Here is a 24,395-nt window from a genome sequence, read left to right as displayed (position 1 = left end):
GAAGTTCTCGGATATCAAGGAAAATAATGAAAAAAATTTTGCGCGCTTACGCATGAATAAATTAAAAATGTTATTTTTTATCAATAGGTTATCTATCTGCGATTTGAGATAATAGGTTTGGGAAACGCGCATGCGCATTTTTCCAGATGGTATATTTAGCAGAATGCTGATAAGTTCTTTGCATACAGGTAGTTAACTGTGCGCGTTTTCATTGGTCCAACGAGGTAAACGCGCATGCGCATGAATAAAATGTTATACACCAAAGGAGAATTAGCGAGTAATGGAGTTTCCAACAAATATACAAGTAAATATAAATGTTTCTTCACTCTCCGGTGTAGAAGCAAAGGAAATCTCGGTACATAGTGGTATTACCACTCTCTTAGGTCCGAACGGCTCAGGTAAAACTCAACTAATGAGAGCATTGAAACAAGCCATTAGTCCTCATTCTAGCGCGAAAAAGGTTAGATATATTTCAGCAGGAAGGTTAGGCCCACTTGAGACTTATCGCTCCAACTATGACGGACAAAGGGGTGGCCGTATTCGATTTGATGATGCCCAATACGGTAATAAAATGTCATTAAACTATCGTCACGAAAATGAAACTGTCTTGGGTGACTTTGGAACCCTTTCCGAAAGACCTGATATTTTAATTAAGATTCAGGAACGTCTTAAAAAGCTATTTAAAAGAAACATCTTTATTGAGTGGGATGGTGGGCACCTAAGAGTTAACTTTACTAGAGTTGATTCTGATACAAATAACTATTCCTCCTCAAGAGAAGCAAGTGGGTTACTGCATCTGACAGCTATCTTGGCAGCGATATATGATGATGAGGTTGGCGCAGTCTTAATCGATGAGCCAGAAGTTTCATTACACCCTCAGTTGCAGTCATTTCTATTGCAGGAAATAAAGAAGGTTGCAGGAAACCCAGAGGAAGATGGTAAGAAGTTAGTTGTTCTATCTACTCATTCGACCGAGTTTGTTGAGTTAAATTCAGTTGACGAATTGGCATCAATCGTATTTTGCAACGATGTATTTACAGCTCCGATACAAATTGACCCACAGCTTCCAGAATTTAGGAGTAGAAAGATACAGGCATTGCTTTCAAGAATCGGGCAAGAACATAAATTAGCACTTTTCTGTCATTCGCCATTATTGGTTGAGGGCCCTAGTGATCAAATTATGTGTTCGTCAATTAGTAGAAAGATGTCATTAAATACTGAAGCCGCTGGATCCCAGATACTGCCAGTCACAGGTAAGGGGCAATTTCCTGTAGTAATCAAGTTGATGCGCCTAATTGGTAAGAACCCGGTAATGATGGGAGATGCAGATGCTCTAACTGATAATTTAGATATTATCAGCTCGTTTACTTCTTTGCCTCAGGCAAATTCAATTGCGTCAGAAATGGGGCACCGGGACGCACCTACGTTTTCTAGAAATGTATACAATGATTTTTCTAATTTAGTAGATTCAAACTGGAGTGATATTGAGCCATTTGCTTCTTTACATTCCTATTGGGTCCATCGAGATCTGGAACGAGATGAAATAATTGCAAAAAGAAGAGCTGCTTTTTGCTGGCTTATGGGGGCAGAGCAGCCTCAATTAAATGATGTAACTAATAGCCAAGACTGGTCTTCGATTAAAACGAGACTGTTAATGCTTCTAGGAATGCTGGAGAAACTAGGCTGCTTTATTTTGAGGCTTGGAACGATAGAGTCTTACTATCAATATTCAGACCAATTAACAGCAGATGAAAAGCCAAATGCAGCCTCCCATGAAGCCACGTCAATTCTGTCAATGGAGACTAGTGCTATAGAAAATAGTTATGGTGATATAGTTAGAGCAATCAGGTATGCATCTAATGCAGAGGAAATAAATGAAGCTGAAGCAATTAGAGAAATTGTATTGGCGATCACAACTCCAGCTCTCGCCATGATCTCCCCATCAACGACTGAGGCTGAATTAAAGTCGTCAAGCAGAAATATGTTTGGAGCAAAGTCTGATTTATTTAATCTTTCAACAAAAATTGAGAATAATGAAATTTATTTGGTCGTTGAACTGAATACAAACATTCTTGAGGTAGAGGGGTTCCCCTTAGAAATAAGGAAGGGTGACAACCCAATTGATGAAGTTAACAGGCGACTAAATCTTACATAGATGTATAACAAAAAAATGCAGCCGACGCTGAATAAGCGCGGCTGATTTTGGCGTTAACCCATAGAAATTTTTATGCGAAATTCGCCTAATACAGCCGACGACCAAAAACATTTCTGTCCAAATACTAGTCGGATGAGCATCCGTTATTGCAATTGGGTTTAAGATATGGAGTTGCTGTTGGACGGCCGAGTTTGGCACTTATATTTGATTAAGCCCTAATAATCAAACCTAGCAGATAAAGTTAAGGTTTATTCACCTTAAGACTGTTCACCTTCAAAATAGTGATGAAGAATTCGGATCAAGCCTAGGCTTGATCCGGTTTTCGCTTAATGTTGTGGCTGTGGTGGGAAGTTAGCCAGCAACTCTGAAATGGTTTTGTTAATTGATGCTGTTCTTTGCTCAGGTGATTGGTTGCTACGCAAGCGGCCTTCTTTTGCACCGCGCCAAACTAGCTGATTAGATGCTTTGTCTATCATATCGAGTACTAGCGTACCTACTTCATATTCACGTGTTGTGGTCTGTGTTTGCCAGCCAATACCCCAGTAATTCCAACGCGCGCCATACGTGGTGTGAAGCGAGTCAGATTCAATTTTTGTATCAACTGATGCGTGATAGTTAACCAGTAAGTCAGCCGATTGCGGATCGGTGAGGGTGAAACCTTGTTTGCTCATTTCGTTTTGAATTGCACTGCGGATCCGCTTTTCCATTAAGTCATTGACTTGGTATTCACGACCATTATTTTTTAGGTCCGCTTCGGGTGACCAAGCATAGGTTTTGTAGTTAGCGAATTGTACAGACTTATCATAATCCCAATCAGGGGTTTTGGCGCAGGCCGCTAACATCAGCACCAAAGTGGCGATAACAATATTCTTAAACATGTGTCTTTACTCCTTAGTCGGATGTCTGCTCTACCTTAACGTGTTAAGGCGTTAAATGGTAGAGACAAGCATCCTTTAATAATTGTATCTAAGACATTAACTTGAGATTAATGTTCCACTTCAATCCAGTCTTTTTCATCCACCCAGTTTTGGCTACCTTGTGCGACATTGCGGATCGGCACCAAGTAGTCACAGCTGATCTGTGGTTTCACCGATGCAAAAATTGGTACAAACCCAAAGCTTAGTGCGGTTTCGATAATGGCCTTTTGGTTTTGTGGGTCGATATCCGCAGCTTCATCGATGTAAATTGGGATACGATACATTGCTTGCTCTTGATCAGATAATAGATAGCGGATAAATAGCATGCCACATAAAAGCTTGATGGTGATCCGCGTACCGTTTGAGCCGGCCGAGTCAATTTTATCAAAGTGCTCGGTTTCACCCGCGCGGTTGACCACTTCAAAGCGAATGTCGAAGAGATCGGTTAACGTCAATCCCGCTTTATCACTTGCAAGTTTGATGATGTGATCTTTCGCCTCATTGACAGACTTTTCCGAGCTAGGCTGCTCACTAAGTAAGTCTAAGCTTTCGCCTTTTTCATATAAATCTGAAGTGCTAATAATGGTATCTATACTATCAACTAGCATCTTACGAGGGATGACATTGATTTTGAATGCCTGCAAGTTAGAGATACGATGCTGGCTTATGCCTTTGTTAAAGCTGTTCATCTCTCGGCGTAAGCGGTCTAAGTCTTGACGCAATCCTTTAATGGTTGCGGCCACTTCAGTGAGCGCCACTCGTGCTTGTTTATCGACGGCATCTCGTTCGTTATCTAAGTTATGATACGCGCTGATCAGCTTTTGATACTTAATAGTAACGTCTGACTCGTTTTCAAACTTAGTGATCCCAGCATTGTAGATATGCAAATAGGTATTACGCACATTAACGTCTAAGTTTCGAAGCTCATTACAGTCTTTATTAAACTGGTGGATCACTTCAGACAGGTTATCAAAATCTAGATTAATGTCGATTTCGTACGGTGCCAGCTTACCCGAATATAGGTCTAGTGTGTGATCGATACGTTCTGACTTCACTTGCTTTAGGCGGTCGGCTTGGCGTACCAATAAGTCTTGCTTGCTTTTAATGATAGAGCGGCGGTCTGAAATCGAACCGGCATTACGTTGAATATCATGCAAATATTCATCAACTTGCTCTCGTTCCATCTCTAGCTGCTCTTTTAGTGCTTGTTGAGCATCGACCGATTGCAACATGGTTTGATATTGCTCAAAGCGTTTCATGGCCGCTTCGGTAGCCATGAGTTCATCATAAAGCGCATCACGTTCTTTTTGTTTTTCAGCGACGTTTGCAGCTACTTCACGCTGCTGCTTTAAGTCGTTAAGCGACTGTTGTAGTGACTCCAGCTGTGCTTGCAGTTGGGCTTTGTTCTCACCGCTTTGCATTTGTACTGGACTCAGTTTTTTCAACTTAACGGTAGCGCCAGGTACTTTAAGCTCACCGCCTTGAACTGACTTAGATAGGGACTCCAAAAATGCGCCAAAGGCATCTTCGTCGGTGATATCAATTTCACCTTGAGAGGTGGTTGAAAACGATAATAAATCTGGATTCAAGATCCGTGAGATCTCTTCCACTTCTTTTAAAGAAAGATCTTCACGCATACGAGTAAACAGGTTGAACTCAAGGTTCTTGAGTTGCAGTTTTAAACTCTTAATCTGCTTTTGCGTTTCGTTGATGCGAAAATCAAGGGTATGGAGACTTTGCCCTTGTGCACTATTAATAGAGAAGGAAAGTTGCTCATATTCCTTTTTCAACAGCGTTAAATTGGTTTTAAGCGTTGCATGATTAGTCAGTTCAAATTCACGCTTTAACGCGTGGAAATCGGTAAACCATTGCTCGATTTGGGTTTGCTTACGCTCGATATCGCGAGACTGTTGGACGTACAGCTGCTGCTTAGACTCAAATTCGCGCTTTTCGGCTTCGATGTCTTCTAGCTGTGTTGCCAGCTCTGCAATTTGCTCGTTGTGATAGTTATCATATTCAACCAAAGCTAAATCGAGTTTCGGTGCGTAAGCCGCCAGTTTACCTTTTAATACCGCTTCATTTTCAAGCATTTTCTCAAGGGCTGAAATTGGCTCTTGCATTGACTCCAGCGCATTTAGTTCACGACGCGCACGGTTAACCTTATCAAAAGCGCGACGCCAGACTTCATAAAAGTCGACTTTCGAGTTCGACATATGACGTTCAAACACCTTGAGCATAAAGCGTTTTACGTCTTGCGCGCCGAGTTTATGCAGATTCAGAATACGACGGAATATTTCTTTGTATACAGGCGCATCTTGGACATTATTCAGTGGGATCATCTTCAGGTTGATATCGCCATCAAATGGTGTGGCGCCACCTGTGAGTAGGGCATTAAGCTCTTGTGCTTTTAGTTCTACAGGCTTAAGTTGTTTTTCCTGTAAGTGATTAAATAGCTTAGTGTACTTGATGATACTTTTCCCTTCGGTGTAATCATCAAGATTGAGTTTGCCTTGATAGCAAAAAAACTGATGCGCATAACCGGCAATTTTACCCAGCCCCGCAACGCCAATGACCACATCGCCGTGGGGGAGGTTGGCTTCAAGCAAAATATAGGATTGATCAGAAGAGAAGTAGAACTTACGTGTTTCTTCTAAATCGTGTCCATCCCATTCAGTCAGTCTTAAATCGTTGATAAGTGGAAACTGCAGCGCATTGATCACCGAGCTTTTACCGGTGTTATTCGGAGCGCAGATAGACGCGCTTTTATCCAGAGGAATGACACACTTAGCGTATCCGGCGGTATTTAATAATGCTAGTTTACTTAAGCCGTACAACTGCTCGCTCATAGCTCGTCCTCAATATCATATTGTTCTTCGTTTACTTCCATTAGCGCGTCAATGTAGCGATAAATTGGTGCAAGTAGCATAAAGCCTTGTTCAACCTCACGGGCTAGACCCAATCTCACCATACGTAAAAACACGTCTTTTCTGAGATCTGAGCCCGAAAAAATCTCCAACTGGTCAAAAAGATGCTTATTGAGCTGCACTATGGTTTGCATTAGCTCTAAATCGCAGCTTTCATCAAATAGTACGCGAAGCGGATCTTTACCTTGGTTGGCATAGTGCTCAATCAAAATATAAATGGTTAAGGCAATCGCGCGGGAAATTTTCCCCATATTTGGCGTACTTTCATCGCTTGCCAAATAATAAAAGCCACGGGCATCGTGCTGTAAGTCATGGCCTAAAGCTGAAAATAGCGCTTGATAGCTATCAATTTGCTGATCTAATTCTTGCCAAAGGGTCGTGTCTTGCTCACTGATATGATACCCGCTCACCAGTTTTTTATTGATGGCTTGGAGCTCGTTGAGCATATCTAAGTTAATTGTCGTCATAATGCTAATCTTGTTTTGCTTTGGCACTAAATGGATATAAGGAGAAGGTATGCGATGCGATAGTGATCTTACTCTTTTGTTGCTCTTGGCTAAGTGCCAAGTCAGATTCGTTGATCAGCTTTTGATAAAGAAACAGCATTTCGTCTGCTTCAAGATCAGGGTAGCTATCGCTTAAAAAGCCTAATAGTGCCTGGCGCTTTTTACCGGTTTGTTGAAATCTCGTTTTTACCGAGTTGTAATCTGGAATGTAAGGGCTTTGATAAGCTGGTACATCGTCTTGATCGGGCAGCTGATATTCTTCATGTTCAAACTCAACGAGACTTGCCATATAAGCGACCATGTGACGCTTTTGCCCAAGGTTAAAACGTTGAATGTCTGACACAAATTCTGGTTGAACTGGTGAGAGTAAACGGTCAACGCCGCGCTTTCTAATTTGTCCAAGGACTTTAGAGGCTTGCCGTGTAATGAGTGTATTGCGGCGCAGTTCTTCACGTAACGGCATGAGGAGATCGGCACTGCGGCTTAAGCTTTCTCTACCAATGAGGTGCATATCTAAAATACGTGTTCTGAGCTGCTCCAGCATACGTTTGTCTGCAGCGCCACGGCCTAACTGTTCAATCTCGTCAATTTGCTCACTGACCTGAAGCTCTATTTGATCAAAGCAGCGTTGGAAAGGGCCGTGAATATCGACCATTTCCAGCATAGGTTCGATATATTCGTCAAACGCTTCCAATACCGCTTTATATCTCATGCCAAGAGACAGCGTTGAGGTGTCTGATTTGGCTTGCTCCACGAGGTTCATGATAGCGCTTTCGTTATGCTCGAACAGCTTAACAATTTTACGAACGCGTTCGTCCATAATGCGGCTAAAACGGCGTAGCTCAGAGTAGTCAGCCTCTTCACCGGCTTGTGCGATGCGATTACCTAATCTTTCTAAGTCTTTTACCAGCACCGTGATCTCTTCCGCTAAACCAAGGCTTTCTTCTTGCAAGAGGAAGCTGGCAAAGTCAGCGATTGCACGGTTGATCTCTAACTGTGAGGACTTAGCTAAAGGAATAATAATTTCTTGCTGGAGTAATCGATTGGTTTCTTTATAAATTCGTTCACTCGACCAGCTTGGGTTTTTCTGTTTTAGGATGTTTTGTACATCTTTTAGACTGAAATCAGCGAGCTTAAATCGTTTAAAAAGTAGCTCCAACACATTCCAGTGCTCATTTATCGTATTTAATAATTTTTTAGCTGGGATCATAACTTTCCAAGGTATAGTAGCTAGGCTACATCACAACTTCATCAATTTGTCACAAAATGTTTATCGTACGTAGCATGGGGACTGTGATGGTGCTAGAATCCGCCGCGAAAACGAACCCACCCCTTGTTACATTTAATTACAGGTTGTTTGCGCATTATGGTCACGCCCATTATTCTAACCCTGATCGCCATCGCTTTTATACTCATCGTTATAGAAGATATTATTCACGTAAACAAGGCCAAAACAACGCTTTTTTTTGGCACTTTATGTTGGATTATCGCCTTTATCTCTCCGATTAATGGCCAAAGCCCAGAAATTGTACAAATTGAGCTAGACCACAACATTTTGGAAATCGCAACTTTATGGTTGTTTTTAATGGCTGCAATGACATTTGTTGCCTATTTGAACTCAAAAGGATTCATCCAAAATATTGTTCATCGGATCATGCCAACCCATATTAGCGAACGCAAGCTAATGTTTTTGGTTGGTGCTTTTGCATTCATATTTTCATCCATCTCGGATAATATTACTGCGACGCTTATTTCATTAGCTGTTGTCATGTCTTTGAAACTTGACCCGAAAAAGTTAATAAAATATGCGACGTTAATTATCTTTAGTGTCAATTCGGGCGGCGTATCATTGATCACCGGTGATGTAACCACCTTGATGATATTTTTGGCCGATAAAGTCACGATCCCAGACCTTTTATTGCTGATCATGCCGTCGATGTTGAGTGTATTTGTGTTAGCAGCCATGCTTTCTATTGGTATGAATGAAAAAATTACCTTTGAAAAGGCTGAATTACGCAGAATTGAAAAGACTGATATCACCATTGCGCTCATCTTCTTATCAACCATTTTTGCTACGTTATTCTTAAGCGTGCAATACCATGTACCGCCGATGCTGACTTTCTTATTTGGCTTGTCTTTGATGTTCTTAATGGCGCAATTCTTGATGCGTAAGAAGGACGTCAATAAAAAAATCATCGACTATATCCGTGAAATTGAATACGACACGTTATTGTTCTTTGTGGGTGTGCTGTTATTAGTTGGAGCGTTGAAAGAGGTCGGTGTACTGTCTAAGTTTACCGATTTATACCTGCATCTTGCACCGGAATACGCAAACTACTTGGTCGGTTTAATGAGTGCGGCGGTAGATAACGTGCCTTTGACGGCTGCGCTATTAAAAGCAGACATTACGATGACTCCAGCGCAATGGCTAACCTTTACTTATGCGACTGGCGTTGGTGGCTCTATGCTCATCATTGGTTCTGCAGCGGGGATCATTGCAATGAGTAAGGTTAAAGCCTTAACCTTCTCAAGCTATCTTAAAATGAGTATCTACCTGCTTATCGCTTATACCATTGGATATAGTGGCGCGTACTTCGCGGGTCAGCTTATTTAAGACTAATGGATTTAATTTTTTACCGCTTTGGGATAAGTTTTTCATAAATAACTTGACACCTAGACGGCTAAAAGATAATTTTCTTACATCGCCCGCATTGATTGCGGGCTTTTATTTTGCTTTTATTCAGATTAACAAAGGCAAAATAAACAGAAGAGGCGCGATGCTTAGGTAGTTAGTGTGAGGTGACGAGACCAATGACCACTAGTGAGGGAAGTATTCGCCGAGGAGAAAAGTTGCTCGTCGCAGCGATTCTTCGGTTTACGAGGCTGAATCCTCGGAACTGTCACCGTATTGGTGGAGAGCTTCTGGCAAAGGTCATTTCAAGCATTCGTCTTTCTAGAAATCCCATGCCGAGTTCTCCTTATAAAATTTGACTGTGGCAACAGTCGAGAGGAGAGAAAATGAATTCGCAGTATGTTGTAGCCAAATTTGGCGGTACCAGTGTCGCTGACTTTGAAGCTATGTCTCGTTGTGCTCATATTGTTCGTGACAACCCAAATGTTCGCGTAGTGGTTGTTAGTGCATGTGCTGGCGTAACCAATCACCTTGTCACGCTCACTCAACAAAAAGAAGATGAAGCCGGGCGTAAAGCAGTTGTGGCAGCGGTAGATAACATACAGCAGGCAATTATTGATCAAGTGTCGTTGGATGCTGATCTTGCTGAGGGTTACAAGCAAACCTTCAGTGAATTTGAAAGCCTTGCGAGTTTACCAGCACTTAGCAGACAGCAATGCGATGAAATGTTGAGTTTTGGCGAGCGTTTTTCTTCTTATTTGTTTACCCAAATACTACGTAATAACCAGGTTCAGGCATCGCGCTTTGATGTGCGCAAGGTACTTAAAACAGATAATCAATTTGGTAAAGCGAATCCGAATGTCGCAGCGACGCGTAAAGCTGCGCAAACCAATTTGGTCGCGCTACTTGGCGATACAGTGCAAGTGACACAAGGGTTTATTGGTAGTGACCAATACGGTCAGACGACTACGCTTGGTCGTGGCGGTTCTGACTATAGCGCTGCACTGTTGGCTGAGGCAATTGATGCGTCAAGTGTACACATTTGGACCGATGTTGTTGGTATTTTTAGTACTGATCCGCGTTTGTGCGCAAAGGCTAGACCAATTCCTCGTTTGAGTTTTGATGAAGCGGCAGAAATGGCGACATTTGGTGCTAAGGTGTTACATCCCGCAACTATATTGCCAGCGAGTCGTAAAGGTATTTCAGTATTTGTTGGTTCAAGTCGTGACCCGCAAGCGGGCGGCACTTGGATTGAAAAAGAGAAAACGGCGCAAGCAGGCATTCGCGCTGTGACACAACGTAAAAACCAAATACTATTGACGCTAAAGAGTCCAGAAATGCTCCTTGCTAGCGGCTTTTTGGCTCGTATCTTCACCATTTTAAGTAATTACAATATATCGGTTGACTTAGTAACGACTTCGGAAATTAGTGTCGCGCTCACACTAGATAATGCGCCGAATGCTTCACGGCCAGAGTTAGAACAAGCTTGTTTGGATGAACTTGGCGAGTTTTGTCATGTGACTGTCGAAAATAATCTTACTTTGGTGGCCATGATCGGCTCTGAAATTCAGTTGAAGAAGTGCCAACTTAACCTGATGGATGTGTTGTCAGAGTTTAATATTCGACTAATATGCCATGGTGCGAGCAAGCACAACTTGTGCTTTTTGGTTGAACAACATGAGTCAGATCAGGTTGTACAGTCAATTCATGCAAAATTACTAGAGGTCGCGTAAGTAACTCCGTTGCTTGTGTTGCACTAATAAAAAAGTTGCATTATTGAGTTTGGGGTGGCACTTTGTTGATAACGTTTAGGGTTTGTTGACCTTTAAGTTTGTTTATCCCTAGGAGTGCCATCATGAATTATAAAGACGTCTACGAGTTTTGGTTTGTTGAATGCACAGAAGTTGACTGGTGGAAGAAGTCTGCGGACTTTGATCGCATAATAAAAAATCGCTTCGGTATTTTGCACCAAATGGCGCATCAAGGTGAGCTTTCGAGTTGGAGAGCGACACCACTTGGCGCGCTGTGCGAAATCATTATCTTAGATCAGTTTTCACGGAATATATTCAGAGACACTCCAGAGGCATTTGCCAGTGACCCTCTGGCGCTATGCCTCACTCAGCATGCCATTGAAAAGGGCTATCACCGCCAGCTAAACGACACTGAATTGATGTTTTTATACCTACCCATGATGCATAGTGAAAGTCGCATCATCCATCGCGCTGCAGATCATTATTTTCGTGACCTGCCTAATTATGATTTTGAAGTCGCGCATAAAAAAATTATCGATAGATTTGGTCGTTATCCCCATCGAAATGAAATACTCAATCGTGATTCAACAGAAGAAGAAATGGACTTTCTAGAGACCCCCAACTCGAGTTTCTAAGGTGTACCGAGAACCTCTCGCATTTTCAGCGGAAGTACGTATAATCGGCCGTCTACAAAAATAATGATTGATTACAGACATGGCTCATACGCGCGATGGATTTCAAAGCCGACTTGGCTTTGTGTTGGCAGCAGCAGGTGCGGCTGTTGGACTTGGCAACATTTGGGGATTTCCCACACAAGCTGCAAATCACGGTGGCGGTGCATTTTTACTGGTTTATTTTGCGGTGATTTTCTTACTCGCATTGCCTGCTCTTTACACCGAATTGTATTTAGGCCATCAGGCACAAGCAAATCCAGTCAAAGCACTTAAAACAGCCTGGCGTGAGCGCAATCCGAAAATAGGTGCTGCAGCGGGGTATATCGGCCTTGCTGGCGCTATCGTGATGCTAAGCTTTTACTCCATTGTGGCTGGATGGATGCTATCTCATGCACTTGATCCTCTTGCGCAAATGGCTGAATTAGATGTCGCACACCAGTTTCTGAGCGGTGACTCGATGCTTAGAAACTTTATCTTTACACCACTGATGTTAATTTTGACTGCGAGCATTATTCTCAAAGGGGTAAAGTCAGGCATAGAAGCCTGGTCGCGCAGACTTATGCCGTTGTTACTGGTATTACTGCTTTGCCTTATTGGTTATATGGCGACATTAGACGGCGCAGCAGAAGGGTTTAGAACGTATTTAGTTCCGGACTTTTCAAAAATTAGCGATCCTGATTTGATCATCGCGGCGATGGGGCAAGCGTTCTTTTCGTTGTCGTTAGGTGTGGGCTGCATGATGATTTATGGCTCGTACTTAAAACCGAATGAAAATCTACCTAAGCTTACATTTAGTGTTGCAATGCTAGATACCAGTGTCGCATTTTTGGCCGGTTTACTTATTATCCCTGCAATATTCGTTGCGCAGCAAAATGGTGTTCAAGTATTTCAAGACGGCAAATTAATCGGTGAAGGCCGGTTGATTTTTGCCATTTTACCTGAGCTGTTTGCTAATATGGGTGAAGTGGGGCTATTAGTAAGCCTGACTTTCTTTGTACTTATGTCGATTGCGTCAGTAACTTCTACCATTTCTTCAACAGAAATTCCGGTGTCGTTTTTAGTTGAAAATCATGGCTTTAATCGTAAGCAAGCGACCTGGTTGGTTACGTTGGTTATCTTATTAGCATCAAGCACGATTATTCTAAACTTTGATTGGCTGTTCGAGTTGGTGATCAGTCTATTCACGCAATATCAGCTACCATTGATGGGACTGTTCTACTTTATTACTGTTGGTTGGGTTTGGAAGCGCGGTAATCAGCTCCACTTAGAATCCCGTGGTGCACATTACTGGTTTGCTCAGTACGTTAGATTTGTTTGTCCAATCTTAATGACCGCGGTATTTATTAACGTAGCACTGGCAAAGTAGTGGCGATTTTTTAAAAACGGGAAGCTTTCGCTTCCCGTTTTGATTTTGAGAACAAGGCTCAGAAATCACGTGGGGAAACGAACTCCCCAGCTTGAATGCTCTCATAAGTTCGCTGCGCCAATGAATCTAAATTGGCTAAATCTTTTCCCATTGAAGCCAGTTGGTTTGTCACTGGAATAATATCGATATCTTCAACCCCAGAAAGTTGAGCTACCCTAGCAAAAGTATATGCGTGCTTATACTTTTCGTGTTTGTAAAAGATACTGACCAGAGATGAATAGACTTCTGGGTTAGGGGTATGGCCTCTCTTGTTTAGCTCTAATACACGGTAGAGAATATCGACGGTTTTATCGTCATCTACTTTGGCGTAAAACTCTGCGAGGAAAAGCTGAATTTCGGGATCGTTTTGAACTCTAGGGTCATCCTGCATGTTCAGTAGCTTGTTCATTGCTGTGCTATCACTGTTACGAGACCAATGATAATAAAGTAGGCCTGGGTGGTTACTGCCTTTTGTTTCATTGTAAATACGTGTCATTTCTTTTAGTGCAGTGAGATGACCTTCCACTCGTGAAGTGGTTTTTTCCTTTAACTTGATGTGCTCAATTTTGGCGGCGCGAGAAACACATAGGTTGTAGCTTTCTAAATTCTGCAACAAGTCATATTTGTTTTCGTCCGTCGGTGACTTGTATTCGTGATAGCGCGCGTAGATTAGCAACGCACGTTCGTCTTTACAGTGACTGTCTTTATTCAAGTCTTCACAAAAACCAGGCGTTTCGCTACACACTTGGTTCAAGGTTAGGGTGTCGTCGCAACCAGCAAGTAGTAACGCTGCAAAAACTAGCGACTTTTTAAACGCCATAGTTTGACCTCAATGATTTTTTATAATTATAGGGGGTTACGCCCGAATAAACAGGGTAGAGCTAATAGTTTATCAGTTTAACGCAATGAATTGTTCGGTAACAGTGGAGAATCACGGCAGTTTAAATTAGAATAGCCGTGCCCATTCGGGCTATCCGTTCAAAGAAAATTGTTTATTAGGCAGAAAAAATGACCTTATCTCACGAGCAAGAATATCAAAACAGCTGGCAAGAGCGTCAAGATTATGCAGAAAGCATGCAACCCCTAATCGGTCGTCTATACCGTAATAAAGGCGTTGAAATCTCTGTATACGGTCGTCCTCTTGTAAGCGCAAGCACCATTGATGTTATCAAAGCACACAAAACAGTAGCACGCTTTGAAGAGCGCAAACTACGTCTTCGTGAAAGCTTTCCATTCTTAGAAGTGATCAGCAAAATGGAATTGGCACCGGGTCGTGTTGACCTTGGTAAGCTAGCTTATGCCTACATTTATAAAAATGCAGGTGAAGGCCGCTCAATCGAAGAGTTTTTAAATGCAGAACTTGCAGAATTACTAAACCAAGGCGCACGTCCAGAACCTCGTGACGTTGTTCTTTATGGTTTTGGTCGCATTGGCCGTTTATTAGCACGCCTACTTATCGAACGTGGCGGCTCTCACGCTGATTTACGCCTACGTGCAATTGTTGTTCGCGGTGGTCGCGATGGTGATCTTGAAAAACGTGCAAGCCTTTTACGCCGTGACTCAATTCATGGTCCTTTCAATGGTTCAATCACAGTAGACCATGAGAAAGGTGCGATTAAAGCAAACGGTAACTACATTCAAGTTATCTACGCAAACTCACCTGAAGAAGTGGATTACACGAAATACGGTATTGAAAATGCACTTATCGTAGACAATACAGGTGTTTGGAAAGACGAAGATGGCTTAGGTAAACACCTTAAGTCAATCGGTGCGTCTAAAGTGCTACTTACAGCGCCTGCTAAAGGCGACATCAAAAACATCGTTTATGGTGTTAACAACGCAGACATTCAATCTGAAGACAAAATTGTATCTGCAGCAAGCTGTACAACTAACGCAATCACACCGGTATTAAAAGCACTTAACGACAAGTTTGGTATTAAGAACGGTCACGTTGAGACGGTTCACTCTTACACTAATGACCAAAATTTGATCGACAACTACCACAAAGCTGAGCGTCGTGGTCGTAGTGCAGCACTAAACATGGTTATCACGTCAACAGGTGCTGCGAAAGCGGTTGCTAAAGCACTGCCAGAGCTTGCTGGTAAACTAACTGGTAACGCAATCCGTGTACCAACACCAAACGTATCAATGGCAATTCTTAACCTAAATCTAGGTAAAGAAACAACCGCTGAAGAGCTAAATGAATTCCTTCGTGAGTCTTCACTTTACTCTGAACTGCGTGACCAGATTGACTACACAGCATCAACAGAAATCGTGTCTACTGACCTTGTGGGTAGCCGTTATGCAGGTGTAGTTGACTCTCAAGCGACTATCGTTGATGGCGACAGAGTAGTGCTTTACGTATGGTACGATAACGAGTTTGGTTACAGCTGCCAAGTTGTACGTGTAATGCAAGACATGGCGGAAGTAAAATTCCCGAGTCTACCTCGCTAACACGAAATTTACGATAAAAAGCCAGCACCAGCTGGCTTTTTTAGTTTTTGAAACAAATTGATTGTGGTAGGCTTGCAGAAATAGGCCAGCTACAATTAGCTAACAAAAAGTTATGTAATTACTTAGCGTGAACAGCAGTGCAGCATTACACCTTTGAAGTTGTAATATTGTTCTTAATGAACGTCAAGCTAAGTATGGTAACAGTGTATTTACACAACAGTTTTTAACTTATTTAGGGAAACCTATGCGCATTACGAGTAATTTCGATAGTGGTAATATCAAGGTGGTAAAAGCAGAATCACCTGCGGATATTCAGCTAGAAATCAATAAAGACAATGAGTCTGACTTTTTTCAATGGTTTCACTTTAGACTTGAGTCTACGCCTTTTTTAGAGCACAAAATTCATATCAACCAACTACTAAACTCAGCATACCCAGAGGGTTGGGATGAGTATCACGCGGTTGCATCTTATGATCGTCAAACTTGGTTCCGTGTGCCAACCCGTTACGAGAATGGCACATTAACTATCGATTTTGAGCCTGAATGTGCTCATACCTACTTTGCTTACTTTGCGCCTTATAGTTATGAGCGTCATTTAGACTTAGTCTACTGGGCTCAAGCCCACGATACATGTGTTGTAGAGACGCTAGGTCAAACGCTTGATGGCCGCGATATGAGTTTGCTCACTATTGGTGAGCCGTCAGATGAGAAGAAAAAGATTTGGATCACGGCGCGCCAGCATCCGGGTGAAACGATGGCTGAATGGTTCGTTGAAGGTCTACTTCACAAACTATTGGATGACGAAGATCCACATGCCGCGGCACTGTTGTCGAAAGCGGTATTTTATGTCGTGCCAAATATGAATCCGGACGGCAGCGTTCGTGGTCACCTGCGTACAAATGCAAAAGGCGTAAACCTAAACCGTGAATGGCAAACGCCAACACTTGAGAACTCACCTGAAGTTTATTATGTATTAAATAAAATGCATGAAACTGGGCTGGATATGTACCTCGATATTCATGGTGATGAAGCACTTCCGTACAACTTCGTTGCGGGTAGTGAAGGTATTCCGAGTTATGATGAACGTCTACAGCGTTTGGAAGAATCTTTCAAGGCGGCACTGTTAACTATCACACCTGAGTTCCAAGATGAATTTGGTTACGACAAAGATGCACCGGGTGAAGCAAATCTTACCGTAGCATCATGTGCTGTTGGTGAAGCATTCAAAGCTTTGGCCTATACCGTTGAAATGCCGTTTAAGGACAATGCAAATCTGCCGGATCCATACTTCGGCTGGTCAGACCGACGTTCATATCAGTTTGGTCAAGATACCTTAGCTGCAATCTTAAATGTGGTTGACGACTTAAGGTAAGTATAAAGACGGGTAATCGCCATTTAGATTACCCGTTTATTTTTGTGGGTTTAAAAGAACAACAAAATAATATTTAAAGCAAATTAATATTAAAAATAAGGTAGAACACCTCAACAGGGTGTAATAACAACAATAAAGGGGAATATTCGTGGATGCGTTAGGCAGCTTATTAGATAGCTTAGATGGAATGTTAGGTGGTTCACCTTGGTTCCCGTATGTACTGTTAGGGGTAGGTTTATTTTTTACAATCTACTTGAAATTTCCACAGATCCGATATTTCAAACACGCTTGTAAAGTCGTGACTGGAAAATTCGATAAGAAAGGCCTTGAAGGGGATACAACCCATTTCCAAGCGCTAGCTACGGCGCTTTCTGGTACGGTTGGTACCGGTAACATTGGTGGGGTAGCATTGGCAATTTCAATTGGTGGACCTGCGGCATTGTTTTGGATGTGGATGACCGCATTTTTTGGTATGACAACCAAGTTTGTGGAAGTGACTTTATCTCATAAATATCGTGTCCAAACTGATGATGGCACAATGGCTGGTGGTCCAATGTACTATATGGATCGCCGCCTAAACATGAAATGGCTAGCGGTTTTATTTGCGATTGCGACCGTAATCAGCTCTTTTGGTACAGGTAGTTTGCCGCAGATCAATAACATTGCTCAAGGCATGGAGGCGACCTTTGGTTTTGCCCCGATGGCGACAGGGGCAGTGCTTTCAGTTTTACTTGCGCTCGTTATTCTTGGCGGTATCAAGCGTATTGCTGCTATCACTTCTCGCGTCGTGCCATTAATGGCTGCGATTTATATTCTCGGTTCATTTGCGGTGATTTTTTATAATATCGAAAATATCGTTCCTTCGTTCCTTTCTGTATTTGAAGATGCCTTTACAGGTTCAGCTGCTGCTGGCGGCTTCTTAGGGGCTTCTTTTGCGTATGCATTCAACCGTGGGGTTAACCGAGGTCTGTTTTCAAACGAAGCGGGTCAAGGTTCAGCACCAATTGCGCACGCTTCGGCAAAAGCCGATGAACCAGTGTCTGAAGGTATGGTTTCAATTCTAGAACCATTTATTGACACAATCATTATTTGTACCTTGACGGGATTGGTTATTTTGTCATCGGGCGTGTGGACTGAAAAGTTCGAAACCCACTTTGAGCGCTCGTCTATGGTTATTCTAGACGGTAAGTATGAGGAGTCGAACCAACAAGACCGAGAAGCACTGTATGCTTACTTGAATGGTAAAAAAGAGCACAATGTCAAGCCTTTCAATGGTGAAATTGAGGTCGTACAGGGTAAAGCGGTTACAGAAAACTTTACCGTTATCCACTCGCGCTCTATTGGTGAGCAAGTGCGTTTTGGTATTACCGAGCGTCACAAGTACACAGGAACAGTGGAAGTGAAAGACGGTTTGCCAACGGACAATAGTATTAGTTTGATTGGGCACTCTTTAGTGCACTCGGCAGAGCTGACAACAAAAGCGTTTACCCGAGGTTATTTAGGTGAAAATGGTAAATACATCGTCTCAATTGGCTTGTTGTTATTCGCATTTTCTACTGCAATTGCATGGTCATACTATGGCGACCGCGCGATGATTTATCTACTTGGTAGCCGCTCGGTTATGCCATATCGCGTATTTTATGTTGCCGGTTTCTTCTGGGCGTCGTTTGCAGACACCACATTGGTATGGAAGTTAGCGGCAGTGGCCATTGTAGTGATGACCTTACCTAACTTATTTGGTATTTTACTACTCAGAAAAGAAATGAAATCTTCGGTTAAAGAATACTGGGAAGATTTCAACAAAGAACACAAACAGTGAGCGAATTTTAATTAAAATTATCTTGTCATTTAAGGACAAGAGTTCGCAAAGGTAGTAGAATAGGGCGCCTCACAGGTGCCCTTTTTTGTATTATGGAGAAGTAACACGATGGCAATAGCACAGTGCCCAAGCTGCGGTAAATCTATTTCCTCCAAACATAAGTCCTGTCCGCATTGTGAAACCAATTTAGCAGACTTTTCTCAAGAAGACAGAGAGAGAGCGGTCTCTAGAAATCGTGTAAAACGTCAGCAATCTGTAATGAATTATTCGTTTATTGCACTGATCCTAGTGCTAGGTGGATTCTTATATATCTATTGGCAGCAGCCTGAACCTAACTCGTTTGAAATGATCGCAAGCAAAAGCGCTATAGGCATTGGTGCGGTTTGGTACTTAATTAATCGAGTCATCCTCGTTATTTTGAAAAAGAAAAAGTAGTAATGAATGTAGATAGCTTAGTTCAAAATATTACCCCTGAAGTATTCGAGCGTTTGCAATACGGCGCGTCAACTGGAAAGTGGCCTGATGGTACGCCGCTAAGCGATGCGCAGAAAGAGCAAACCGTGCAGTTAGTCATGCTATATCAAGCAAAAGTAGCAAAGTCTAATGAACAATTCACCATCAACGAAAAAGGTGAGATGGTGCAAAAATCCAAACGCGAATTACAACAAGAATTCAAAGCCGACAACGAAATAGCTAGGTTCAGTGAAAATGATCTTTAAACACCTTTTTACACCGAAATGGAAACACCCTAAGGTTGATGTTCGCTCACAAGCAGTGGACAAGTTAGACTTGAGCAAAGATGCAAGTTTATTACACACGTTGGCACTAGAGGACGAGTCAGCGCAGATCAGAAAAAAAGTACTTACGAAAGTAAATGACCTTGGTCTTTGGTGGAAAGTTTATAAGCAAGATAGCGAGCTAAAAGAGCTTGCTGAGCAGAAAATTTCGAGTGCGGTCATTAACCAAGACACCGCGCTGCAGAGCAACATTCGTGAAGAATACATTGAACGCTATGCGCCAGCTAAAACGCTTGAAAAAGTCGCGTTAATTGAAACCGATTTAGCAAATAAAGTTAAACTGCTTAAGCGCCTTGCGAACGCCACGTTAATCGAAAAATCGTTCAAAGACGGTGATGAAGCTCTTCAGATTGCCATGTTGGAACTGATTGCACAGCATTCACTCGAAAAGAGTGTCCTAAAAGCAGCCAAAGGTGAAGCGCTTACTTCTCTTAACGGATCACTGGAGCAGCAGCGATTAGCAAAAGAAATGCCTACTCAAGTTGCTGAGCAAACGCGAGTTGTGCTTGCCAAGTTAAACGCGCTAAGAGATAAGCAAAACTATGAAACTGTGAATGCGCAAGCACAGCAGTTATTTGCGCAGTGGCAAGGCATTGAGCTTAAGTGGTTAGATGCTGAAACGGTAACTGCACTAGATGCAAAGTATCAACAAGTAGCAGATAAATTAAACCGCCACCTCAATGAGTTACAAGTTAAACATCAAGCGCAGCAAGCTGAGTTAATGCAAAAGCAAAATGAAGCCCTAGAGTTCGCTGAATTAACGGCTGAACTTGAAGCCATTGAAAAATCGGTTGAAATTGCATGTAAAACACTAGACTTAACTCCGCACGATGCACTGGTTAAACGTAGTGAAGTATTAAAAGGTAAGATAGCCGCACCGCAATATATCGCTGTTGAATCACTTGGTGAGTTCACCAGAAAACTGCAAAATATCGAGCGTGATCTTGCCGATTTGCCAGCACTTATTGCTGCAAGTGAAACCTTCAATAATGCCCTCTCAGAGTTGAAGGCAGTCGAAGTACCAACTTCGTTAGAAGCGCTCGATACCCAAATGCAAGAACAAAAAGACCGCTATGTTGCGGCGCGTAAAGCACTAGATTCACTGCCTAAGGTATTGCATAAATCGGCAAAAGCTGAGTTATCAGACACAAGCCATGTGTTTATGACAGCTGTTGAGCCGCTTAAAAATGAGCAAGAAAAAGCACTCAAAATCGCGAAGAAGAAAGCACGCGATGTTCAACGATTAATTGATCAAGGTCGATTTAACGTAGCATTTGGTGTTTTTAATGGTTTTATCGAGCATTTCGAGCTGCTTACACCAAGCTACAAAAAACAGCTCGAAAGTCAGCATGAAAGCTTGTCTAAAACATTAAAAGATCTTAAAGATTGGCAAAAGTATGCAGCCACACCTAAACGTGAAGAATTGCTTGCGGAGCTTGATATCAAACTGGCTGAGGAGTCGGTTGACCCCGTTAAACGTGCTGAGGAAGTAAAACTACTTAGAACACGTTGGAACGAACTTGGTCATGTTGAAACTGAACAGGAAAAGGCACAAGCAGCTCAATTTGATGAAAAAATTGAATTATTGTTTGTACCTTGTCGCGCTTACTTTGCGGAGCAGGAAGTGCAGCGTGAGCAGGCAAAAATTGCACGTGAAGCGGTAATTGAAGAAGTGAAAGTACTGCTTAGTACTTTGGATAACGAGGGTATTGATTGGCGAGAAGTTGAAGCACAATTTAATCGCCTAGCCAAAGCATGGAAAAATGCTGGCAATGTGGATGCTAAAATCTATCAAAAGCTGAATTCAATTTATCGTGAGCATCATCAAGCAGTTTACGAGAAACTAAAAGCCTTCCATCAAGCCAATGCCGTTGAAAAGGCAAAGCTAGTTGAAACTGCACGCCAACAACTAGAGGCTGAAGATTTGGCTGCAGCTTGTGACTTATTGAAATCGTTGCAAAAGCAGTGGCAGCAAATTGGTTTTGCCGGTGCCAAGCAAGAGCATACCCTGTGGAAAGCATTTCGTGCCCATAATGATGCCGTGTTTGAAAAGCGTAGTGCACAATATGCCGAGCAAAAAGCACAGGAGAAGTCGCAGGAAGCCGAACAGCGTCAGTTGCTAGCAGAGTTCGACAACAAAGTCATCGAAGCGGTAACTCAAAATGAACTAGCTGCTATTCGTGATGAACTCAATACGTTTACTGTCGTGCTAGGACTGAAGCAAGAAAAGAATCGTTTATTGTCACAAGTGAAATCAAAATTAGATGATCTATTTTCTTCACAGCGTCGCGAGAAGTTCAATGAGCTGGTGGAAGCGGTAGAAACGGGCGGTGATATTCCGAGTTCTTGGCAAGGTACCAACAAAACCTCATTAAACACCGCTCAACTGCTGTTGAGGCTTGAGATTTTAACGAACCAGTCTTCACCAGAAGCACTGCAAAGCGAGAGAATGTCTGAGCAAGTCGCAATGCTTGATGCAAAACTCCAAGGTGAGGAAAGTAGCCTTGAGATCTACTTAATTAGTTATTTGGCTGAAGCAAGTGAGGCTGAACTTTCTTCTTCAAAAGACAGATTACTTAGTGTTTTGAATGCCTAATAACTTTTAATTAAACCCTTTTGGTGTCCACGTAAAGTAATCGCTTGTGTGGACACCCACCATTAGTTTGCATAAATCAAACTCTCCTCTTTCGAACATAAATTCCCTTCTTCATTAAGCTGAACCAACTGCCAGAAAGTATCACAACAATTAGTCTTACTGTAACTCTACCCAATTTAGTACAGCTATTTCGTAGAATTTGTGCAGCCTCAAGATAACCAATTAGTGTCGTTGATAAGGAGTTGTTATATTTTGTCACAAGAGAGATTTTTTTGTTGATACACAGAGGGTTTATTTGTGATAATTTTAGGTAAGAACTGAAAATGGACATTACATGAAAAACTATAAGCTCACTTTACTATCATCATTTTTAACACTAACTCTGTCTGCATGTGGCGGTTCGTCATCGAATGATACAGGGAAAATTGGCGGAGGTACAAAGCCAGCTACTCAAACGATTTCACTTAACACTTACCAGTACCAGTGCGGGAAAGATACAGGTATCAGCACAGATATCGTTTTCCATGACGCCAATGGTAAACCCGTCGGTACTGCAAAAACAAATAGCAGTGGTACGTTTAATGGCGAGGTGCCTAAAGGCACGATGCATCTATCTGTAATAGGTGATGTGAAAGACAGAGACCTAGAAGAGTTTAAACAGATATATACAGAATTAGATATCTCACAGAGAAAAAACCTCGGAAACTTTTACTTCCAGAATTACAGCGAGAATTGCGGCTGTTCAGTATACAATATAGATAAATCTGAGTTAACCGGAGATTACGCCAATGCTAGTATCCGATATGGTTCTAGCACTTTCTTACGTGACTCGGTAACAATTTGCCCTGATAAAACTGAGCTATACATTACTGCAACCGCTCCCTTTATTAATCTTGGTAAAGCAGCCATTATTGAAGTTCCCACAGACAGTAATACCATTAAACTAAGTAACAGCGACTTTGTTTATGATGGTTTGGCAATTGAGCCTATTTCTTGGACTAATGCGGAATTTATCTCTACTCGAGGTTATCTAAAGAGTCAAAAGCGATATGTTTTCGGTAATGCCGTTAGCGGTCAGTCTGCAGATCCTATGTATATTTTTCCAACTCTTACTGATGTTAATTTCTTAAACCAGTATATTACCGAAAGTACTTCGGTCAATAGTGTCGACATCAACTTTTACATCCGTGCGCAAAATTCAGTTGGGAGTGATGGCAATTATGTACTCACGCAATTGCCTGAAATTTCACCTAATCTATTTGATGATTTGCTCGCAGCATCCAACAGTTCAGGTACCAATTATGATTTCTCCTCAACCGACGAGCGCTTAGCACGCGCGCGTTGGGGATTTAGTTTTCTCGTTGATGATGCGGCTGAAACTAGGTTTGATTGGGACATAGAAGGCGGTATCCGTGGAGAAATCCCTGATCTGTCATTCGGAGAAGTCTTCCCTGAGCCTGAAGGTCAAGTAGACCTTGAAGTGTTATCTATCTATTTATATGGCTATGAAGGTCAAGCGGTTGATAATAAGTCTTTTTCAGCATTATTGGACGAAAAGTGGAATAATGGCCTTAGAGGCGATAGTAAATTTGATAATTTTGTATCTATTCAAGTCGTCGCGAATTTAGACACGGCGTATTAAGTTTATGTTTTTTTGCCTACTTAACAGTCTATCGTTAAGTAGGCCATTTCTTTTAGCTATTTTGATTGCTGAGCATATGTACGAGGTTGTTGATTTCTTCAATTGCAAGCGCTTTAGATCGCTTATGCCTGTCGTCGTCAAACTCTTGATACTCAGATGCGATTTCATAAAACGCCTCAGCACCTAAATATGGAGCCAGCTGCTCGATATGGCTACTTAGGTGGTTCAAATGATATTGTGACTCGCCCTTTTTAAATGCAAACTCGCCCCAAGATGACAGTAATACGAGTGTTTTACCTGATAAAATTGGTTCAAGCGGTTTATCACCTCGTGCTAGGTCAAAACTAAAGGTTTTATCAACTCGGATTGCCAGATCAAACCAAGCCTTTAGTACGGCGGGCATGCCATAGTTATACATAGGACTTGCGATCACGATAATATCCGCATTGACCACCTCTTTAATAATTTCGTCAGACTCAGCGAGTACTAAATGCTGCTCTTCGCTCAAAGCTCCTTTTGCAAATGCAGCCGCAATAAATTTTTCATCGATAAATGCAGGTTGTTTTACGGAAAGATCACGATGGATGATTTCTACTTTATGTGTAGTTTGACTAAAAGTATTTAAAAACTGCTCTCCCAACATTCTGCTTATTGATTGGTGTTGTGTTTCGTTCTCACTGTACTTTCTTACGCTGCAACTTATGTATAGAATGTTTTTCATGGCTTATCTCCAGTTGTATTATGTGCATTA

The 24,395-nt window shown here is 42.1% G+C and carries 18 protein-coding genes and 1 riboswitch; of the genes, 12 read left to right on the top strand and 6 right to left on the bottom strand.

The window, feature by feature from the left end; translation table 11 throughout:
* Positions 1 to 280: 280 nt before the first annotated feature.
* Entirely contained in the window at positions 281 to 2,155 is a 1,875-nt protein-coding gene (locus tag CWC29_RS09155; RefSeq protein ID WP_138523302.1) for an ATP-dependent nuclease, read from the top strand.
* Positions 2,156 to 2,481: 326 nt separating this feature from the next.
* On the opposite strand, the gene CWC29_RS09150 is transcribed toward CWC29_RS09155, so the two are convergent.
* From CWC29_RS09150 to CWC29_RS09135, 4 genes are all read right to left on the bottom strand, one after another.
* Complete coding sequence (locus CWC29_RS09150; RefSeq protein ID WP_138523300.1) at positions 2,482 to 3,033, bottom strand: DUF4136 domain-containing protein; 552 nt, start codon at positions 3,031 to 3,033, stop codon at positions 2,482 to 2,484.
* A 107-nt stretch (positions 3,034 to 3,140) separates the two neighbouring features.
* Positions 3,141 to 5,918, bottom strand: coding sequence for a coiled-coil domain-containing protein (locus tag CWC29_RS09145; RefSeq protein ID WP_138523298.1), 2,778 nt, complete (start codon positions 5,916 to 5,918; stop codon positions 3,141 to 3,143).
* Positions 5,915 to 6,463: a condensin complex protein MksE gene (locus tag CWC29_RS09140; protein WP_010371906.1), complete on the bottom strand. Its 549-nt coding sequence runs from the start codon at positions 6,461 to 6,463 to the stop codon at positions 5,915 to 5,917. The genes CWC29_RS09145 and CWC29_RS09140 overlap by 4 nt, the downstream gene beginning before the upstream one ends.
* 4 nt (positions 6,464 to 6,467) lie before the next feature.
* On the bottom strand, positions 6,468 to 7,712 hold the full coding sequence (locus CWC29_RS09135; RefSeq protein ID WP_128726266.1) for a hypothetical protein: 1,245 nt from the start codon (positions 7,710 to 7,712) through the stop codon (positions 6,468 to 6,470).
* 156 nt (positions 7,713 to 7,868) lie between these two features.
* Here CWC29_RS09135 and nhaD point away from each other — a divergent pair, with 156 nt between their 5' ends.
* The 4 genes from nhaD (at position 7,869) to CWC29_RS09115 (ending at position 12,925) form a co-directional block, all read left to right on the top strand.
* The gene (gene nhaD / locus CWC29_RS09130; RefSeq protein ID WP_128726403.1) at positions 7,869 to 9,116 is read left to right on the top strand and encodes a sodium:proton antiporter NhaD; all 1,248 of its coding nucleotides are present in this window, start codon (positions 7,869 to 7,871) and stop codon (positions 9,114 to 9,116) included.
* A gap of 145 nt (positions 9,117 to 9,261) precedes the next feature.
* Positions 9,262 to 9,432: riboswitch (Lysine riboswitch) on the top strand.
* Between the two features lie 88 nt (positions 9,433 to 9,520).
* On the top strand, positions 9,521 to 10,867 hold the full coding sequence (gene lysC, locus CWC29_RS09125; RefSeq protein ID WP_138523296.1) for a lysine-sensitive aspartokinase 3: 1,347 nt from the start codon (positions 9,521 to 9,523) through the stop codon (positions 10,865 to 10,867).
* A 122-nt stretch (positions 10,868 to 10,989) separates the two neighbouring features.
* Positions 10,990 to 11,520 carry a DUF924 family protein gene (locus tag CWC29_RS09120; protein WP_128726268.1) on the top strand — a complete coding sequence of 177 codons (531 nt, stop codon included), beginning with the start codon at positions 10,990 to 10,992 and terminating at the stop codon, positions 11,518 to 11,520.
* Between the two features lie 79 nt (positions 11,521 to 11,599).
* On the top strand, positions 11,600 to 12,925 hold the full coding sequence (locus tag CWC29_RS09115; RefSeq protein WP_138523294.1) for a sodium-dependent transporter: 1,326 nt from the start codon (positions 11,600 to 11,602) through the stop codon (positions 12,923 to 12,925).
* Positions 12,926 to 12,983: 58 nt separating this feature from the next.
* Here the strand turns inward: CWC29_RS09115 and CWC29_RS09110 are convergent, their stop codons facing one another.
* The gene (locus CWC29_RS09110) at positions 12,984 to 13,784 is read right to left on the bottom strand and encodes a DUF2989 domain-containing protein (RefSeq protein ID WP_128726270.1); all 801 of its coding nucleotides are present in this window, start codon (positions 13,782 to 13,784) and stop codon (positions 12,984 to 12,986) included.
* A gap of 188 nt (positions 13,785 to 13,972) precedes the next feature.
* Between CWC29_RS09110 and CWC29_RS09105 the strand changes: the two genes are divergently transcribed.
* The 7 genes from CWC29_RS09105 to CWC29_RS09075 all read left to right on the top strand — a co-directional run bounded on the left by CWC29_RS09105 (position 13,973) and on the right by CWC29_RS09075 (position 23,644).
* Positions 13,973 to 15,418 (top strand): glyceraldehyde-3-phosphate dehydrogenase, encoded by a 1,446-nt coding sequence (locus CWC29_RS09105; RefSeq protein ID WP_128726271.1) that lies wholly within the window; start codon positions 13,973 to 13,975, stop codon positions 15,416 to 15,418.
* Between the two features lie 244 nt (positions 15,419 to 15,662).
* On the top strand, positions 15,663 to 16,790 hold the full coding sequence (locus tag CWC29_RS09100) for a M14 family metallopeptidase (RefSeq protein ID WP_128726272.1): 1,128 nt from the start codon (positions 15,663 to 15,665) through the stop codon (positions 16,788 to 16,790).
* A gap of 148 nt (positions 16,791 to 16,938) precedes the next feature.
* Positions 16,939 to 18,609, top strand: coding sequence for an alanine/glycine:cation symporter family protein (locus tag CWC29_RS09095; RefSeq protein ID WP_128726273.1), 1,671 nt, complete (start codon positions 16,939 to 16,941; stop codon positions 18,607 to 18,609).
* 108 nt (positions 18,610 to 18,717) lie between these two features.
* Positions 18,718 to 19,044, top strand: a complete 327-nt coding sequence (locus CWC29_RS09090) for a hypothetical protein (RefSeq protein ID WP_138523292.1) — start codon at positions 18,718 to 18,720, stop codon at positions 19,042 to 19,044.
* Positions 19,045 to 19,046: 2 nt separating this feature from the next.
* Complete coding sequence (locus CWC29_RS09085; RefSeq protein WP_010371878.1) at positions 19,047 to 19,328, top strand: YeaC family protein; 282 nt, start codon at positions 19,047 to 19,049, stop codon at positions 19,326 to 19,328.
* Positions 19,318 to 22,002, top strand: coding sequence for a DUF349 domain-containing protein (locus CWC29_RS09080; RefSeq protein ID WP_138523290.1), 2,685 nt, complete (start codon positions 19,318 to 19,320; stop codon positions 22,000 to 22,002). Before CWC29_RS09085 ends, CWC29_RS09080 begins: the two co-directional genes overlap by 11 nt.
* A gap of 334 nt (positions 22,003 to 22,336) precedes the next feature.
* Complete coding sequence (locus tag CWC29_RS09075) at positions 22,337 to 23,644, top strand: hypothetical protein (protein ID WP_138523288.1); 1,308 nt, start codon at positions 22,337 to 22,339, stop codon at positions 23,642 to 23,644.
* Positions 23,645 to 23,696: 52 nt separating this feature from the next.
* On the opposite strand, the gene CWC29_RS09070 is transcribed toward CWC29_RS09075, so the two are convergent.
* Positions 23,697 to 24,365, bottom strand: a complete 669-nt coding sequence (locus CWC29_RS09070; RefSeq protein ID WP_138523286.1) for an FMN-dependent NADH-azoreductase — start codon at positions 24,363 to 24,365, stop codon at positions 23,697 to 23,699.
* Positions 24,366 to 24,395: the final 30 nt, after the last annotated feature.

Origin of the sequence: Pseudoalteromonas galatheae, assembly GCF_005886105.2 — a bacterium.
GTDB classification, from domain to species: domain Bacteria; phylum Pseudomonadota; class Gammaproteobacteria; order Enterobacterales; family Alteromonadaceae; genus Pseudoalteromonas; species Pseudoalteromonas galatheae.
The sequence above is the reverse complement of the archived record's forward strand: the minus strand, read 5'-3'. Positions and strand labels throughout refer to the sequence as shown.

Coding starts and splice junctions, on each gene's coding strand:
- CWC29_RS09155 (WP_138523302.1), top strand. CDS start 281: ATGGAGTTTCCAACAAATATACAAGTAAATATAAATGTTTCTTCACTC.
- CWC29_RS09150 (WP_138523300.1), bottom strand. CDS start 3,033: ATGTTTAAGAATATTGTTATCGCCACTTTGGTGCTGATGTTAGCGGCC.
- CWC29_RS09145 (WP_138523298.1), bottom strand. CDS start 5,918: ATGAGCGAGCAGTTGTACGGCTTAAGTAAACTAGCATTATTAAATACC.
- CWC29_RS09140 (WP_010371906.1), bottom strand. CDS start 6,463: ATGACGACAATTAACTTAGATATGCTCAACGAGCTCCAAGCCATCAAT.
- CWC29_RS09135 (WP_128726266.1), bottom strand. CDS start 7,712: ATGATCCCAGCTAAAAAATTATTAAATACGATAAATGAGCACTGGAAT.
- nhaD (WP_128726403.1), top strand. CDS start 7,869: ATGGTCACGCCCATTATTCTAACCCTGATCGCCATCGCTTTTATACTC.
- lysC (WP_138523296.1), top strand. CDS start 9,521: ATGAATTCGCAGTATGTTGTAGCCAAATTTGGCGGTACCAGTGTCGCT.
- CWC29_RS09120 (WP_128726268.1), top strand. CDS start 10,990: ATGAATTATAAAGACGTCTACGAGTTTTGGTTTGTTGAATGCACAGAA.
- CWC29_RS09115 (WP_138523294.1), top strand. CDS start 11,600: ATGGCTCATACGCGCGATGGATTTCAAAGCCGACTTGGCTTTGTGTTG.
- CWC29_RS09110 (WP_128726270.1), bottom strand. CDS start 13,784: ATGGCGTTTAAAAAGTCGCTAGTTTTTGCAGCGTTACTACTTGCTGGT.
- CWC29_RS09105 (WP_128726271.1), top strand. CDS start 13,973: ATGACCTTATCTCACGAGCAAGAATATCAAAACAGCTGGCAAGAGCGT.
- CWC29_RS09100 (WP_128726272.1), top strand. CDS start 15,663: ATGCGCATTACGAGTAATTTCGATAGTGGTAATATCAAGGTGGTAAAA.
- CWC29_RS09090 (WP_138523292.1), top strand. CDS start 18,718: ATGGCAATAGCACAGTGCCCAAGCTGCGGTAAATCTATTTCCTCCAAA.
- CWC29_RS09085 (WP_010371878.1), top strand. CDS start 19,047: ATGAATGTAGATAGCTTAGTTCAAAATATTACCCCTGAAGTATTCGAG.
- CWC29_RS09080 (WP_138523290.1), top strand. CDS start 19,318: ATGATCTTTAAACACCTTTTTACACCGAAATGGAAACACCCTAAGGTT.
- CWC29_RS09075 (WP_138523288.1), top strand. CDS start 22,337: ATGAAAAACTATAAGCTCACTTTACTATCATCATTTTTAACACTAACT.
- CWC29_RS09070 (WP_138523286.1), bottom strand. CDS start 24,365: ATGAAAAACATTCTATACATAAGTTGCAGCGTAAGAAAGTACAGTGAG.